The organism is Shinella sp. G-2, from assembly GCF_050172695.1.
GTDB lineage: Bacteria > Pseudomonadota > Alphaproteobacteria > Rhizobiales > Rhizobiaceae > Shinella.
Map to the genome: position 1 here is coordinate 473,317 of NZ_JBBEYH010000002.1, position 15,138 is coordinate 488,454.

The 15,138-nt window shown below is 64.2% G+C and carries 15 protein-coding genes; 7 read left to right on the forward strand and 8 right to left on the reverse strand.

Annotation, left to right across the window (positions count from 1 at the left end):
- The first annotated feature begins 172 nt into the window (after positions 1 to 172).
- The 3 genes from V8U06_RS06270 to V8U06_RS06280 all read left to right on the forward strand — a co-directional run bounded on the left by V8U06_RS06270 (position 173) and on the right by V8U06_RS06280 (position 4,607).
- The gene (locus tag V8U06_RS06270) at positions 173 to 1,222 is read left to right on the forward strand and encodes a polyamine ABC transporter substrate-binding protein (protein WP_427139932.1); all 1,050 of its coding nucleotides are present in this window, start codon (positions 173 to 175) and stop codon (positions 1,220 to 1,222) included.
- A complete protein-coding gene (locus V8U06_RS06275; RefSeq protein WP_427139933.1) occupies positions 1,209 to 3,569 on the forward strand; it encodes a putative bifunctional diguanylate cyclase/phosphodiesterase in 2,361 nt (786 codons plus the stop codon). Before V8U06_RS06270 ends, V8U06_RS06275 begins: the two co-directional genes overlap by 14 nt.
- Positions 3,570 to 3,638: 69 nt before the next feature.
- Positions 3,639 to 4,607, forward strand: a complete 969-nt coding sequence (locus tag V8U06_RS06280; RefSeq protein WP_427139934.1) for a glycerophosphodiester phosphodiesterase family protein — start codon at positions 3,639 to 3,641, stop codon at positions 4,605 to 4,607.
- An 18-nt stretch (positions 4,608 to 4,625) separates the two neighbouring features.
- Here V8U06_RS06280 and era read toward each other — a convergent pair whose 3' ends face one another.
- The 8 genes from era to rpoZ all read right to left on the reverse strand — a co-directional run bounded on the left by era (position 4,626) and on the right by rpoZ (position 11,452).
- A complete protein-coding gene (gene era / locus V8U06_RS06285) occupies positions 4,626 to 5,570 on the reverse strand; it encodes a GTPase Era (protein WP_427139935.1) in 945 nt (314 codons plus the stop codon).
- An 84-nt stretch (positions 5,571 to 5,654) separates the two neighbouring features.
- Positions 5,655 to 6,368 (reverse strand): ribonuclease III, encoded by a 714-nt coding sequence (rnc, locus tag V8U06_RS06290; RefSeq protein ID WP_226919823.1) that lies wholly within the window; start codon positions 6,366 to 6,368, stop codon positions 5,655 to 5,657.
- On the reverse strand, positions 6,365 to 7,108 hold the full coding sequence (gene lepB / locus V8U06_RS06295; protein ID WP_226919824.1) for a signal peptidase I: 744 nt from the start codon (positions 7,106 to 7,108) through the stop codon (positions 6,365 to 6,367). The genes rnc and lepB overlap by 4 nt, the downstream gene beginning before the upstream one ends.
- A 94-nt stretch (positions 7,109 to 7,202) precedes the next feature.
- Positions 7,203 to 7,613: a holo-ACP synthase gene (gene acpS, locus V8U06_RS06300; RefSeq protein WP_226919825.1), complete on the reverse strand. Its 411-nt coding sequence runs from the start codon at positions 7,611 to 7,613 to the stop codon at positions 7,203 to 7,205.
- Positions 7,610 to 8,200 (reverse strand): DUF2062 domain-containing protein, encoded by a 591-nt coding sequence (locus tag V8U06_RS06305; RefSeq protein ID WP_427139985.1) that lies wholly within the window; start codon positions 8,198 to 8,200, stop codon positions 7,610 to 7,612. The genes acpS and V8U06_RS06305 overlap by 4 nt, the downstream gene beginning before the upstream one ends.
- A 174-nt stretch (positions 8,201 to 8,374) precedes the next feature.
- Positions 8,375 to 8,527: a DUF3563 domain-containing protein gene (locus V8U06_RS06310; protein ID WP_226919827.1), complete on the reverse strand. Its 153-nt coding sequence runs from the start codon at positions 8,525 to 8,527 to the stop codon at positions 8,375 to 8,377.
- 185 nt (positions 8,528 to 8,712) lie between these two features.
- Entirely contained in the window at positions 8,713 to 10,941 is a 2,229-nt protein-coding gene (locus V8U06_RS06315) for a RelA/SpoT family protein (RefSeq protein WP_427139936.1), read from the reverse strand.
- Between the two features lie 109 nt (positions 10,942 to 11,050).
- Positions 11,051 to 11,452 carry a DNA-directed RNA polymerase subunit omega gene (rpoZ, locus tag V8U06_RS06320; protein WP_226919829.1) on the reverse strand — a complete coding sequence of 134 codons (402 nt, stop codon included), beginning with the start codon at positions 11,450 to 11,452 and terminating at the stop codon, positions 11,051 to 11,053.
- A gap of 432 nt (positions 11,453 to 11,884) precedes the next feature.
- Here rpoZ and V8U06_RS06325 point away from each other — a divergent pair, with 432 nt between their 5' ends.
- From V8U06_RS06325 to V8U06_RS06340, 4 genes are all read left to right on the forward strand, one after another.
- The gene (locus V8U06_RS06325) at positions 11,885 to 12,460 is read left to right on the forward strand and encodes an NYN domain-containing protein (protein WP_226919830.1); all 576 of its coding nucleotides are present in this window, start codon (positions 11,885 to 11,887) and stop codon (positions 12,458 to 12,460) included.
- A 30-nt stretch (positions 12,461 to 12,490) separates the two neighbouring features.
- The gene (locus V8U06_RS06330) at positions 12,491 to 13,060 is read left to right on the forward strand and encodes a GNAT family N-acetyltransferase (RefSeq protein ID WP_427139937.1); all 570 of its coding nucleotides are present in this window, start codon (positions 12,491 to 12,493) and stop codon (positions 13,058 to 13,060) included.
- A 169-nt stretch (positions 13,061 to 13,229) separates the two neighbouring features.
- A complete protein-coding gene (locus tag V8U06_RS06335; protein WP_427139938.1) occupies positions 13,230 to 13,706 on the forward strand; it encodes a hypothetical protein in 477 nt (158 codons plus the stop codon).
- A 228-nt stretch (positions 13,707 to 13,934) separates the two neighbouring features.
- Positions 13,935 to 15,017, forward strand: coding sequence for a MerR family transcriptional regulator (locus tag V8U06_RS06340; RefSeq protein WP_427139939.1), 1,083 nt, complete (start codon positions 13,935 to 13,937; stop codon positions 15,015 to 15,017).
- Positions 15,018 to 15,138: the final 121 nt, after the last annotated feature.

Genomic DNA, 15,138 nt, shown 5'->3' on the forward strand with positions numbered 1-15,138 from the left:
CCGCGCGCCGCGCCGCAGGCGGGCCGTCCACAATATATCACATGCCTGCAACCCGCCCGCCCGGCACGCCGTGCTGCGGTTGAAAAGACGCTAATCCCGGCTTAGCGGTTGTAACGCTTCATAAAGTCTTGCCGACTATCCTTCCCGACGTAACGGGAACGGGGCCTTCGGCATGCGCGGCGCATTTCTTGCAGCAGTCTCATTGACGGCCCTCGCCGCGGCCGCTCCGGCGAGCGCAGCGACGCTCAACCTTCTCATCTGGGAATCCTATATCGACGCCCAGATCCTCGCCGATTTCACCGCCGAAACCGGCATCGCGGTGCGCCAGACCTTCTATGACAGCGGCGATGCGCGCGACGAGATCCTCGCCGACCCCAACAGCAATATCGACGTGGTCGTCACCAACGAGAACGGCGCGAAACTCTACGGCAACCGCGGCATCATCATGGCGCTGGACGCGGAGAACGTGCCGGCGCTGAAGGACTATGCCGAAAGCTGGACGAAGCGCTGCGGCGGCTATGGCGTGCCCTATCTCTGGGGCACGATGGGCATCCTCTACCGCTCCGACAAGATCACCACGCCGCCGACCTCCTGGGCGGACATGATGAAGCCGGCCGAAAGCCTGCGCGGCCATATCGCCATGTACGACGATCACGCCGAGGCCTTCGTCGCCCCGCTGGTGCTGCTCGGCAAGTCGGTCAACGCCAACGACAACGAATCCCTGAAAGCCGCCTTCGAGCTGATGAAGGCGCAGCTTCCCTATGTGCTGACCTACGACTACGTCATCACCTCCATCCAGAACGCCGACAAGGGGCCGAACATCCACATGGCGCTCGGCTATAGCGGCGACCAGTACACGCTGAACGACAAGGTCTCCTCGCCCGGCCTCTGGCGCTATGTCGTGCCGAAGGAAGGCACCCTCTCCTGGCTCGACTGCATCAGCGTCAGCCAGCGCTCCGGCAACAAGGACCTGGCGCTGCAACTGGTCGACTATATCAGCAATGCGAAGAACGGCGCGCGCAACGCGCTGAAGCTCAACATGCCCACGGCGAGCGCCGCCGCCCTCGCGCTGCTGCCGAAAGACGTGCAATCCAATCCCGAAATCTATGCCGCACCGGAAATCCTGGCCAAAAGCCAGCTTCAGGAGGAACTGACCGTGCAATCGGTTCAGGCCCGCCGCCGCATCATCAGCAGTCTGGCCCAACTCAGTGACGCTCGGTAAACGCGCCCTCGCCCTCATCTTCCCGGTCGTGCTGGCGGGCTACGTGCTCGCGGCCTCCCTCATCTATTATGTCCAGAGCTCGTCGATCACGGGCCTGGAGCGCGCGCGCCTCTGGCAGCAGATGGGCCTGCTCACCGCCCTCTTCCAGAACGAGGTGACGCAGAACCGCAGCCTGATCTATTCGCTCGTCGAGGGCGACGCCGTGCGTCTCTTCGTCAACGAGGCGGATGCGAGCTACCGCAACACCGCGCTCGGCGTGCGCCTGCAGCAGAGCCTCACCTCGCTCTCCGACGACCGCAAGAAGTTCATTTCCGTCGCGATCATCCGTCCGCCGCTGACGGTCGATTACTATTATGAGGACAGCGACGATCCGTTCGCCGAGATCACGCCGAGCCAGCTCGACCATGCCCGCCAGGTTATCCAGAGCCCGCGGCTGTCGTCCTGGGCCTATCTCAACGCGCCCGGCACCGAGCCGCTGATCGTGCATTCCGAGTTCATCGATCCGCTGACCTTCAACCGCCCCGTGGCCAGCGCCAAGGGCAGCGCGATCCTCGTGCAGACCGCCGTGCGGCCAAAACTCTTCCTCGAGATGAAGCGCACGCTGGAAAAGGAATATGGCGCGACCATCGAGATCGGGCAGCACCAGTTCCTGGCGCAGGGCGCGCTTTCGGCGACCGCCACGCTCAGCGCCTCGCTCTTCGCCCGCCTGACACCGGACCCGGCCTTCCTTGAAAACCGTCTCTCCACGCTTAAGACGCTGCTGGCGCTCGGCGCCATCGCGCTCAGCCTCTTCACCATCGGCCTCGTGCTGCTGCTCGTGCGCCGCTACATCACCAACCCCATCGCCCGCCTCGACCGCCAGCTCACCGCCGTGATGACCGGCAGCCGCAGCGCGCTGCCCGACATGAACGAAGCGGGCGAGATCGGCCGCCTTTCGGCGAACGTCAAGCGCCTGCACGACCATTCCATGCAGTCCTTCGACCTCGTGCAGAACGCCTCCTGGACCGACACGCTGACCGGCATTTCCAACCGCGAATATTTCAACATCCGCTCCACCCAGATCCTGGAGGAAGCGGAGGTCGAAGGCAGCGGCTGCACCCTGCTCTTCATCGACGTCGACAACTTCAAGTTCGTCAACGACAAACACGGCCACAAGATCGGCGACGAGCTTTTGAAGACGCTGGCCGACCGCATCTCCGCCATCGTCGATCGCGTGGCGTCCGAGCGCGGCCTGCCGCATGGCCTCTTCGCCCGCCTGTCCGGCGATGAATTCGCCATCATGCTGCGCTGCCAGCCGGGCGGCGGCACGATTACGGAAATCTCGGGCGAGATCATCGCGCTCTTCGCGGAAGGTTTCGAGGTTCTCGACAAGGCCTATCCGGTGACTGCCAGCATCGGCATCGCCGTCTATCCCGAGGACGCCCGCACCCTGCCAGAACTCGTCGCCAATGCCGACGCCGCCATGTACCAGGCGAAATCCAAGGGCAAGAACGGTTCGGCCCGCTATTCGCGTTCGCTGCACGAGAAGCGCAACCGCCAGCGCCGCATCGAGGAGGAACTGCGCGTCCTCGATCCGGACGCCGAATTCCACCTCGTCTACATGCCCATCGTCGACGGCCACGGCAAGGTGACGGGCTGCGAGGCGCTGCTGCGCTGGACGTCTCCCCTGCTCGGCCGCGTGACGCCGGACGAGTTCATCCCCATCGCCGAGACGACGGGCCTGTTCAGCAAGATCGACTGGTGGGTGATCGACCGCGCCATGTCCGAATACGGCCATATCCGCAAGCTGTTCGGCGCGGAAACGATCCTCTGCATCAACATTTCCTCGGCCGAGCTCTACACCAAGTCGATCAGCGACCATTTCTGCGACTGCGCCGACCGGCACGGCGTCGATGCGCGCATGATCGAGATCGAGCTGACCGAGACCTTCGCCGTCAAGCTCGGCGAACAGTCGCGCCGCAACATCGAGATCCTGCGCGGCCGCGGCTTCCGCATCTCCATCGACGATTTCGGCGCCGGCTATACCTCGGTGCAGCAGATCATCGAATACCCGGCCGAGACCATCAAGCTCGACCGCGAGCTGGTGGAAAGCCTCACCCGCTCGGCCGCCCTGCCGACCCTGCGCGCCCTCGTCGCGCTCTGCCATGCGCAGGACATGTCGGTGATCGCCGAAGGCGTCGACACGACCGAGAAGATGGCCCTGCTCGCCGCCGCCGGCTGCGATTTCTATCAGGGTTATCTCATCAGCCGCCCCCTCACCCAGGAAGAACTCGGCGTGTGGGCCATGCAGCGGCTGATGGAAAAGGCGCGCGAAAGCGCCCAGCAGGGACGGCGCGCCACCGCCTGACGATTTTTGACGACTTGTCGTTTCTCCCGCGCGCCCCTATGCCTTGGGCGGGGCCGCAGGAGAAATGCCATGAAACGCGTGCCGGTCTTCGTGCTGGGCCTTGCCCTCCTCGTCTGGTCCTTCAACAGTTCGCTGCTTGTCAGCGCCCCGGAGGGCGAAACCAGGCTGCTCGCCCATCGCGGCGCGCACCAGACCTTCGGCCATGAAGGCGTCGAGAACGACACCTGCACAGCCGCGCTGATCGACCCGCCGGTTCACGGCTTCCTGGAAAACACCCTTGCCGGCATGGAGGCCGCCTTCGCGGCCGGGGCCGACGTGGTCGAAATCGACGTGCATCTGACGCCCGACGGAAAATTCGCCGTCTTCCACGACTGGACGCTCGACTGCCGCACCGACGGAACCGGCGTGACGGAGGAGACCGACAGCGCGGCGCTGAAGCGGCTCGATATCGGCTATGGCTATACGGCGGATGGGGGCAGGACCTATCCGTTCCGCGGCAAGGGCGTCGGCCTCATGCCGATGCTGGACGAGGTTTTCGCGGCCAATCCGGCGGGCCGCCTGCTGATCAACTTCAAGAGCCGGCGGGCGGAGGAAGGCGAGGCGCTTGCCGCGCTGCTCAAGGCCAATCCGGCCTGGCGGGAGAAGGTCTTCGGCGTCTATGGCGGGGCGGAACCGACGCAGGCGGCGCTGGCCGGGCTTGCCGGCCTCCGGGGCTATACGGGCAAATCCGCCATGGGCTGCCTGCTGCGCTATCTCGGCACCGGCTGGATCGGCCATGTGCCGGCGGCCTGCCGCAACACGCTGGTGCCCGTGCCGCGCAACTATGCCTTCCTGCTCTGGGGCTGGCCGAACCGTTTCCTGACGCGCATGAAGGCGGCGGGCAGCGAGGTCATTCTCCTCGGCCCCTATGGCGGGGAAGCCGGATCGACCGGCATCGACACCGTTGCCGATGTCGAGGACCTGCCGAACCCCTTCCCCGGTCATGTCTGGACGAACCGGATCCTCGATATCGGGCCGGCGGTGAAGGCGCGGCCGTAAGGAGGCGGCCCCGATGCGTCAGGAGGTCGGGAAATCGAGGCCCATCTCGCGGAAGCGGGCCGGGTCGTCGCCCCAGTTCTCGCGCACCTTCACGAAGAGAAAGAGATGCACGGGCTGTTCGAGGATTTCCGCCAGTTCCTTGCGCGAGGCGGTGGAGATGGCCTTGATCGCGTCGCCGTTCTTGCCGAGCGCGATCTTCTTCTGGCTGTCGCGCTCGACATAGATGACCTGCTCGATGCGCACGGAGCCGTCCTTGCGCTCTTCCCACTTCTCCGTCTCGACATGCGAGGAATAGGGCAGTTCCTGGTGCAGGCGCAGGAACAGCTTCTCGCGGGTGATCTCGGCCGCGAGCTGGCGCATCGGCAGGTCGGAGATCTGGTCTTCCGGATAGTACCAGGGACCCTCGGGCAGCGCGGCGGCGAGGTAGTTCATGACGTCCTCGCAGCCCGAACCGTTGAGGGCCGAGATCATGAAGGTGCGTTCGAACTTGACCGTCTCGTTGGCGGCGGCGGCCAGCTTCAGGAGGTCTTCCGGCTTCACGCGGTCGACCTTGTTGAGCACGAGGATCTTCGGCTGGTGGACCTCCTTCAGGCCCTCCAGGATCGTCTCGGCGTCGCCCTTGAGGCCTCGCTCGCTGTCGATCAGGAACATGATGACGTCGGCGTCCTTGGCCCCGCCCCAGGCGGTCGTGACCATGGCGCGGTCGAGCCGGCGGCGCGGCTTGAAGATGCCGGGCGTGTCCATGAAGACGATCTGGGCATTGTCGTGGATGGCGATGCCGCGCACGATGGCGCGCGTCGTCTGCACCTTGTGGCTGACGATGGTCACCTTGGCGCCGACGAGGCGGTTGACCAGCGTGGACTTGCCGGCATTGGTCGCGCCGATGAGCGCCACGAAGCCCGAGCGGGTCGCGCCCTCACCGTTCGTGCTGCTCTCGGCAAGGTTTTCGTGTTCTTCGCTCATGATATCCGTCAATCTTTGGTTGGGCGCAATTCGTGTCGGCGCAAGGGCGGGCGCAGGCGGCCGCGTCCGTTTGCCGGAATTGCGTCAGGCGCCGGCCTTCGGCCAGACGCCTTCGCGTTCGAGAATCTTCGTCGCGGCCACCTGTTCGGCGGCCCGTTTGGAGCGGTCGATGCCGGTCTCCGGCTTCACGCCCTTGATCTCCACCGTCACGGTGAAGCGCGGATCGTGGTCCGGTCCCGAGCGCTCGTCCACCCGGTAGCTCGGCGTCACGCCGAACCTGGCATGCGCCCATTCCTGCAATTCGGTCTTGGCGTCGCGCCGCGCGCCTTCCGCGCGGGCGGCCCTGCCCTGCCAGTTGGCGAGGATGAAGCCGCGCGCCGCTTCCAGCCCGCCGTCGAGATAGATCGCGGCGATCAGCGATTCTACCACATCGGCCCGCACATTCAGCATGGCTTTTCCGGTGAGCTTCTTGACGTCCGCGCCGGTGCGGATGAAGCGGTGCAGCTCCAGCGCATCGGAGACCGCCGCACAGCTTTCCGCGCTGACGAGCTGGTTGAGGCGAACCGACAGCTCGCCCTCCTTCGCCTCGCGGAAGGTGCGGAACAGCATCTCGGCGACGCACAGGCCAAGCACGCGGTCGCCGAGGAATTCCAGCCGCTCGTAATTGCTGCCCTTGCCGGGCCGCGCGCTGGCATGGGTGATCGCCCGATCGAGGCGATCCTTGTCGGTGAAGACGTAGCCGATCAGGTCCTCGAGGGCCTTGCGGTTGGCGTCGTTCAGCGGAATGGCGCCCTTCATTCAACGACCTTGAAGAGACGGTCCCAACGCAGGTTCGTCGGCCATTTCCAGATTTCGCTGAAGGACGTGTCATGGCCCAGCGAGAAGAAGATCAGGCTGGCGCGGCCGATGAGGTTTTCCGCGGGAACGAAACCGACGTCGAAGCGGCTGTCGGCCGAGTTGTCGCGGTTGTCGCCCATCATGAAATAGTGGCCTTCCGGCACGATGAACTCGCGCGTGTTGTCGCCGACGGTGCCCGGACGGGTGTCCAGCGTGTCATAGGCGACGCCATTGTCGAGGGTTTCGCGGAAGACCGGCACGTCCTCGCCCGTATCGTACTGGTCGTCGGCGCGGAAGAAGCCGTTGTGCTCGCGCGGGACGGCCACGCCGTTGACGTACAGTTCGCTGTCGCGCACCTGGATGCGGTCGCCCGGCAGGCCGACGAGACGCTTGATGTAGTCGATGTCCGGGTTCGGCGGGAAGCGGAAGACGACGATGTCGCCGCGCTTCGGCTCGCTGGCGAAGATGCGGCCGGAGAACAGGTTCGGCGAGAACGGCAGCGAATATTTCGAATAGCCGTAGGAGAACTTGTTGACGAAGAGATAGTCGCCGACGAGCAGCGTCGGCATCATCGAGCCCGAGGGGATGGTGAAGGGCTGGAAGAGCACGGTGCGGATCACCACGGCGAGTAGCAGCGCCTGGATGATGACCTTGACGTTTTCCCACAGGCCGCCTTCGGCCTTTTCTGTCTTCTCTGCCACGCCGGACTTGTCCTTATTTGCAAACATGGGGCCCTCTATAGAGGAAAGGTTGTCTGTTGGAAATCGTGTCGCTCAAAAAGACGCGGGCGCCCGATTATCCGGGCGTTCCGGCCGGCAGCGCCTCGATGATGACGAAGGCCTGGGCGAGCGGAAAATCATCGGTGATGGTGATGTGGATGCGCGGCTCGTGGCCTTCCGGCAGCATCTGCTTCAGCCGCTCGAGCGCCCCGCCCGTCAGCTTCATCGTCGGCTTGCCGCCCGGCAGGTTGACGACGCCCATGTCCTTCCAGAACACGCCCTGCGCCAGCCCCGTGCCGAGCGCCTTGGAACAGGCCTCCTTGGCGGCGAAGCGCTTGGCATAGGAGGCCGCGCGGTTCTTGCGCCCGTCGGACTTGGCCCGCTCGATCTCGGTGAAGCAGCGCTCCGTGAAACGCTCGCCGAAACGCTCCAGCGACTTCTCCACCCGGCGGATGTCGATGAGGTCGCTGCCGATGCCGATGATCATAGGGTCTTGTCTCCAGAGGAAAGGGCGGATGCGGGCGCAAGGCCGGCGCGCTCCATGAGGCGGGCATGGCGCCGCGCCTTGAAGGAGCGCACGGCAAAACGCGTCACGCAATAGGAAAGCGCCGCCGCCACCGCGCCCAGCAGGCCGGCGCCGACGAGCATCGGCTTGAGGACGGGATGCCAGAGTTCCGACAGTTCGAGATGCTCCAGCATGTGGAAGAGATCGGAGGCCGAAACCGCCTCGCCCGAGCGGATGCCGAGCACGCCCTCCCCGACCCGGAAGGTTGCGATGGCGATGAGCGGAATGGTCAGCGGATTGGCGATGGTGGTGGCGAGCGCGGCGGCGAGCAGATTGCCCGCCGTGAGATAGGCGAGCGCCAGCGCCAGGATGACGTGAAAGCCGAGCAGCGGCGTGAAGGCGGAAAACGCGCCGGCCGCAACCCCCGCGGCCACCGCGTGGGGCGAGGCCGAAAGGCGCAGGATTCGCTTGGCAAGGTAACGCGCCGGACGCGTCAAGCCCTTGCGCGGCCAGAAGAATTCGCGCACCCGCTCAGGCCAGGAAGCCTTTTTTCGGCGTCTGAACAACATGGTCAAGACATAGCCGATCCGTTGGTGGCATTTCAATGGCAGCGCTTACGGCGCGTCAATGGCGGCGCTCACAGCGCGTCAATGGCGGCGCTCACAGCGCGTCAATGGCGACGCCCTCATGGCGCGCCAGACGGGCGCCGTGGCGCAACGATGTGCGCCACATGGCGGAAGAGCTTAGTAGGTCTTGCGGAAAAGGCCGCGGTCGATCTGACGCTGGCGGTATTCCAGGTCGATACGGTCGATGGCGCCGTTGAGATAGGCGATCTCGCGGTCTTCGGCGTTCGGAACGCGCAGGGCGCGGGCAAAGTTCTTGATCTGCTTCAGCATTGGTAAACCTCTTTCGGTTGACCTCCCGAGACAGAAGATAGGATTCGTCGCCCGAAGACACCAGCGACACTATGCCGATACAGCCATGCGCAACGCGCATGACGACTGGTCAAATGTTAGGCAAACCTGCCTCAATCAAGGCAGGCTGCCGCATTTTTGCATGGAACATGCCCGATATCGGTCCATCACGTAAACACGCGGCTGATCGTCGACACGCATTGCAGCTCCTTCAGCTGGCTGATGAGCTGATTGAGCTGGCGAAGGTCCCAGACCTCGAGGTCGATATGGACCTCGGTGAAATCGGCCGCGACCCGCGTCATCGACATGGAGCGGATGTTGACGTCGCTGGTGGCGATCGTCTGGGTGACCTCGGCAAGCGTGCCCGGCTCGTTCAGCGCGTTGATCATGATGCGCGCCATGAAGCGGGTGTTGTTCGCCTCGTCGAGGTCCCAGCGCACGTCGATCCAGCGTTCCGGCTCGTCGTCGAACTTCTGCAGCGCGGGCGACTGGATCGGATAGATGGTGATGCCCTTGTCCTTCTCCATGATGCCGACGATGCGGTCGCCGGGAACGGCGCCGCCGACGGAGAAATGCACCTCGGCATTGCCGGAAAGGCCACGGATCGGCAGCGCCTCCGGGCCGGTTTCGGCTTCCGCGCCTTCGAGCGCGGCCTTGGTCTTGCCGGGCAGCTTGAAGACCATGCCGGCGGCGCTGCGCATGTTGAACCAGCCGTCGTCCGAGCTCGGCTTCACCGTCACGCGCTCGTCCTGATAGTCCGGGAAGACCGCGCGCAGCACGTCGAGCGAGGAGAGTTCTCCGCGACCGACGGAGGCGATGGCGTCCTCGACCTCCTTCTGGCCGAGACGGTGCAGCACCGGCTTCAGGCCGTCGCGCGAGAACTGCTTGCCGGCGCGCTCGAAGGTGCGCTCGAGAATGCGATAGCCGAGGCCGGAATATTGCTTGCGCACGGCCGCGCGCGTGGCGCGGCGAATGGCGGCGCGCGCCTTGCCGGTGACGACGATCTCTTCCCAGGCCGGCGGCGGCACCTGGATGCCGGAGCGGATGATCTCCACCTCGTCGCCATTGTTGAGGCGGGTGACGAGCGGCATGATGCGGCCGTTGATCTTGGCGCCGACACAGGTGTCGCCGATATTGGTGTGCACCGCATAGGCGAAGTCGATGGGCGTCGCGCCGCGCGGCAGCGTGATGAGCTGCCCCTTGGGCGTGAAGGTGAAGACCTGGTCCTGGAAGAGTTCGAGCTTGGTGTGTTCGAGGAATTCTTCCGGATTGTCGCCTTCGGCCAGCGACTCGATGGTCCGGCGCAGCATGGCATAGGCGTTGGAGCGCGGCGACCGCGCGACCTCGCCGTTCACCGCTTCCTTGTCCTTGTAGAGCGAATGGGCGGCGATGCCGTATTCGGCGATCTCGTGCATGCGCTTGGTGCGGATCTGCAGCTCGATGCGCTGGCGCGAGGGGCCGACGATGGTGGTGTGGATCGACTGGTAGTCGTTCTGCTTGGGCGTCGAGATGTAATCCTTGAAACGGCCCGGCACGACGCGCCAGCGCGTGTGCACGATGCCGAGCGCCGCATAACAGGCGGGGATATCGTCGACGAGGATGCGGAAGGCGTAGACGTCGGACAGCTGCTCGAAGGACAGCGACTTCGACTGCATCTTGCGGAAGACCGAATAGGGCGTCTTCTGCCGGCCCTTGACGAGCGCGTCGTCGAGGCCGTTGGTGACGAGTAGTTCGCGCAGCTCGTCCTCGATCTTGCGGATGAGCCCTTCATTGCGCTGGGACAGCTCTTCCAGCTTGCGCGTGACGGTCTCGAAGGCTTCCGGGTTGATGTGGCGGAAGGAGAGGTTTTCCAGCTCCTCGCGCATGTCCTGCATGCCCATGCGGCCGGCGAGCGGCGCATAGATGTCCATCGTCTCCTCGGAGATGCGGGCGCGCTTTTCCGGCGTCATATGGTCGAGCGTGCGCATGTTGTGCAGGCGGTCGGCCAGCTTGACCAGCAGCACGCGTACGTCGTCCGAAATGGCGAGCAGCAGCTTGCGCAGGTTTTCCGCCTGCTTGGCCTTCTTGGAGACGAGGTCGAGCTTCTTGATCTTGGTGAGGCCTTCGACCAGCGCGCCGATATCCTCGCCGAACAGTTCGTCGATCTCGGCGCGCGTGGCGCTGGTATCCTCGATCGTGTCGTGCAGCAGCGCCACCGCGACGGTCGATTCGTCGAGGCGCATGTCGGTGAGGATCGCGGCGACTTCCAGAGGATGCGAGATATAGGGGTCGCCGCTCGCCCGCTTCTGCTGTCCATGCTTCTGCATCGCATAGACATAGGCCTTGTTCAGCAGGGCCTCGTTGGCATCCGGCTTGTATTTCTGAACCCGTTCGACGAGTTCATATTGACGCATCATCCTCGGTCGGCTTTCTCCCCGCTCCCGCAGGGCAAAAAAAAGTGCGCCCCAAGCTTAAGAGGGGCGCACCGGCATTCGCAACAGCAAAGGTTTCGGTAAGTTACCGAAATCAGTAATCGTCGCTCTTTTCCGGCGGAACGAGGCCTTCGATGCCCGCCAGGAGCTCTTCTTCCGACATGCGGTCGAAGGCGATGGTTTCCGGCTGGTCCTCGTCCTCGTCGGCGGTCGCGGTCGTCGCGTCGTCGGCGAGCAGGCTTGCCGGATCGGGCTCGGGCTCGTCCACTTCCACATGCTTCTGCAGCGAGTGGATCAGGTCTTCCTTGAGGTCGTCGGGCGAAAGGGTTTCGTCGGCGATCTCGCGCAGGGCGACGACGGGGTTCTTGTCGTTGTCGCGATCGATGGTGATGGCGGCGCCCTGCGAGATGAGGCGGGCGCGATGGCTTGCAAGAAGAACCAGCTCGAAGCGGTTGTCTACCTTGTCAATGCAATCTTCAACGGTGACACGGGCCATTGCCTGTCCTTTGTGATCGAGAATTTCAGGAGTTTGCATGCCCGATACAGGCAATGGAAGGCAAATTCAAGTTTTTCCTTGCCGCAGGCCGGTTCGCCGCCGGTTCGGCCGGGGCGGACACGTGTCGTAAGGCTGCCCATATAACTTCTGATTGATACCTCCCCTTACGGGAGGCAAAAGACCGAAAGGTCGGACAAATCGGGTAAGGCGCGGGAACTATTTCCCAATTCAGAACCCATTGAATTTGCTGAAACGATGCCGGTCGGAAAAATGGCGGCCGCAACCTAGGTTTGCTTGGAAAGCGCGCGGCCCTGCCCTAAATGAAGATTATATGAAAAACAGTTAATTCAACTGGATAGTGCATCCGGGACACCCACACCCGGCCGAAACTCAACCCTTTACCTCAACTTCTATTTAAAAGGATTTCCCGCCATGTTCGACCCCCGCGAGAAAATCGCCCTCTTCATCGACGGTGCAAATCTCTACGCGGCATCCAGGACACTCGGCTTCGACATAGACTACAGGAAGCTGCTGAAAGCCTTCCAGAAGCGCGGTTATCTGCTGCGCGCCTATTACTACACGGCCCTCATCGAGGACCAGGAATATTCCTCGATCCGTCCGCTGATCGACTGGCTCGACTATAACGGCTACAAGGTCGTCACCAAGCCGGCCAAGGAATTCACCGACTCGCTCGGCCGCCGCAAGATCAAGGGCAACATGGATATCGAACTGGCCATCGACGCGATGGAACAGTCCGAGACCGTCGACCATCTCGTCATCTTCTCCGGCGACGGCGATTTCACGACGCTGGTCGAGGCTCTGCAGCGCAGGGGCCGCAAGGTCTCCGTCGTCTCCACCATGCAGACCCAGCCGCCGATGATCGCCGACGACCTGCGCCGCCAGGCCGACTACTTCATCGACCTCGGCACGCTGAAGGCCGAAATCGGCCGCGATCCCTCCGAGCGCCCGCAGCGCGCGGTGGAGCCGGTGGAAACCGTCGCGGACTGAACCGGCCCGCCAACCCGAGGGGCTGGAGCCATGGACAGACACGCGCAGGCGGCGGTCCTTGAAACGGCACGCCTCATCCTCACCCCCTGCCGCCCGCAAGACGAGGCCGACTTCATCGCGCTCGAACGCGACCCCGAGGTCATGCGTTTCCTCAACGGCGGCAAGGCGGTCGATCGCAATCATCCCGATCCGAACGCGACCTTCCTCATGCCCCGGGGAACGGAACCCCATGTCTGGACCGCGCGACAGACCTCCGATGGCGCCTTCGTCGGCTGGTTCTGCCTCTGGCCGGAGGGCGAGGCGGTCGCGGAACTCGGCTATCGCCTTTGCTCGGCCGCCTGGGGCCAGGGCCTTGCCTCGGAAGGGGCAATAGCTCTTGTCGACTGGGGTTTCGAGACCGGTGGCTACGAGACGATCGTCGCGACCACCATGGCCGTCAACCTTGCCTCGCGCCGCGTGATGGAAAAGGCCGGCCTCCACCATGCCCGCACGGATCACGCCGAATGGGCCGATCCGATCCCCGGCAGCGAGCAGGGCGAGGTCTGGTACGAACTGGCACGGCCGCAATGGCAGGACCGGCGGCCCCGCCGCCAGCCGTGACAGCGACGGATTTTTCCGCGAAACGTCCGTCAGAAAGCCTGAAAATCCAGGGTTTTCAATCCTTCATTAAACATTGAATCAAATCCGCCCGCGCCGCATCAAGGTTCTGCAAGACTCTCCTGATATTCCCGTTATCGTACAGTCAATTCGCATCAGGGCATCTTCACACATGGTGGACGCAGTATCGCTTTCCGGCTCCAGTTACCGGTCCGTATCGAACGCGCTCGAGGCGCGGTCGGCCGTGCCGGCCGCCGAGAGCCGGCCCGCCGTCGCGGCGCTCGCCGCCCTCGCCCTGCCGCAACCGGTCACGCAGGTTTCCGCGCCGTCCGATACGGTCGAGGAGGCCGGCGACCTCAGCTTCCTCTATGGGCCGAGCGGCCTGCCGGGCGTCGCCGCCCTGCCCGCCTATGCCGTGCCGCCGGCACAGGCGACGACGGACACGCGCGTTGCCGCCGAGCGCAATCCCGGTGCGCGCCTTGCCATCGACAGCGGCGACCTCAACTCGCTGATGTCCTCGTTCCTGACCGCCCGCACGGCGAGCGCCAACCCGGCCCCCTCGCCCGACGTTCCGGCGCAGCAAAGCGACGACCAGCTCGCCCGCATCGCCCGCCAGTCGGTCGTCGCGCAGCTCTACAGCCAGTTCTAAGCTCAACGAGCCTTCCTTCCTTACCCCGCGGACCTTGCCGGCCGCGGGGTTTTGCGTTCCGAGCATTTCCAGCCGAAGCGCTATCGCTTCGGCGTTGGACAATGCGGCCAACACAAGAGCAGAGCATTGCTGTCGAAGCGGCATTCATCAAAATTGCCCCGGCCGCACATTTCCCCTTGAGCCGGACCCAACGTCATACCGTAATCAGTCTCCCCGAAGGAGTTTTCGATGCACGGTCGCGCTCACGATGAAAGCCTGCTCACCGCCCAGGAATGCGCCGAGCGCATCGGCCTTTCGGTGCGCACGCTCCGGCTCTACGAGCAGCACGGCCTGATCTCGCCCCGCCGCACCGCCAAGCAATGGCGGCTCTACGGCAGCGGCGAGATCGCCCGGCTGAACGAAATCCTGGCGCTGAAAACGCTCGGCCTCAGCCTCAGCGCCATTGCAAGGCTCCTTGAGGGACAGACGACCGACCTTGCGAAGACCCTCACCCTCCAGCGCGACGCCCTCATCGAGGCGCGCGACCGGGCGGCGCGGGGCCTTCAGGTCATCGACGCCCTGCAAGCGAAGATCGACGGCGGAACGACGCCGTCGGTCGACGATCTCATCCATCTCGCACGGGAAACCAAGATGACCGACGCCGCCCACGACACCGCCGCCTGGCGACGCTACGAACAGATGCGTCCGCGCACCGAAATCGCCATCGATCCGCACCGCCTCGACGCCTATGCCGGCGCCTATGAAACCGGCGACGGCACGCTCTCCGTCGTCTCGCGGCAGAACGACCAGCTTCTCTACCGCATCATCGGGCAGTCGGATCTGCCGATCTTTCCGGAGAGCGACACCGCGTTCTTCATGAAGGCCCTACCCGTACAGGTGACGTTCCGCCGCGATGGCGAGGGCGCGGTCGTCGGCCTCGTCCATCATCAGAACGGTTTCGAGGATCCCGCCGAACGGGTCGAGCTGACGGATGTTCTCGCCCTCGAAGACGCGGTCCGGCAGCGGATCCGCGACAGGACGCCGATGGCGGGCGGCGAAGCGTTCCTGCGCCGGCTGATCGAAGAGCTCCGGCTTGGCACGCTTCAAGCGGACAGCATGGCGCCGCCGCTCGCGGCCCTTGTCGGCGAACAGCAGGAGACGATCCGTAGCGAACTGGAAAAGGCCGGTACGCTGAAGGCGCTATCCTTCAAGGGCGTCTCGGAGGGCCTCGATGTCTATGAGGCGGAATTTGCCGATGCCAGGGTGGAATGGGGTTTCGCGCTGACCCGCCGGGGCAAGATCAGCCACCTCTATCTGCGCCCTGTTCTCTAGAGTTTGTCAGGGAAAAGTGGGAACCGGTTTTCCCGAAGAGACAAACGAAAACAAAAGAATTTAGAGCATGTCTGGTTCAATCTGAACCTGACATGCAACTTGGCGAGGGGCGCCGATGCGC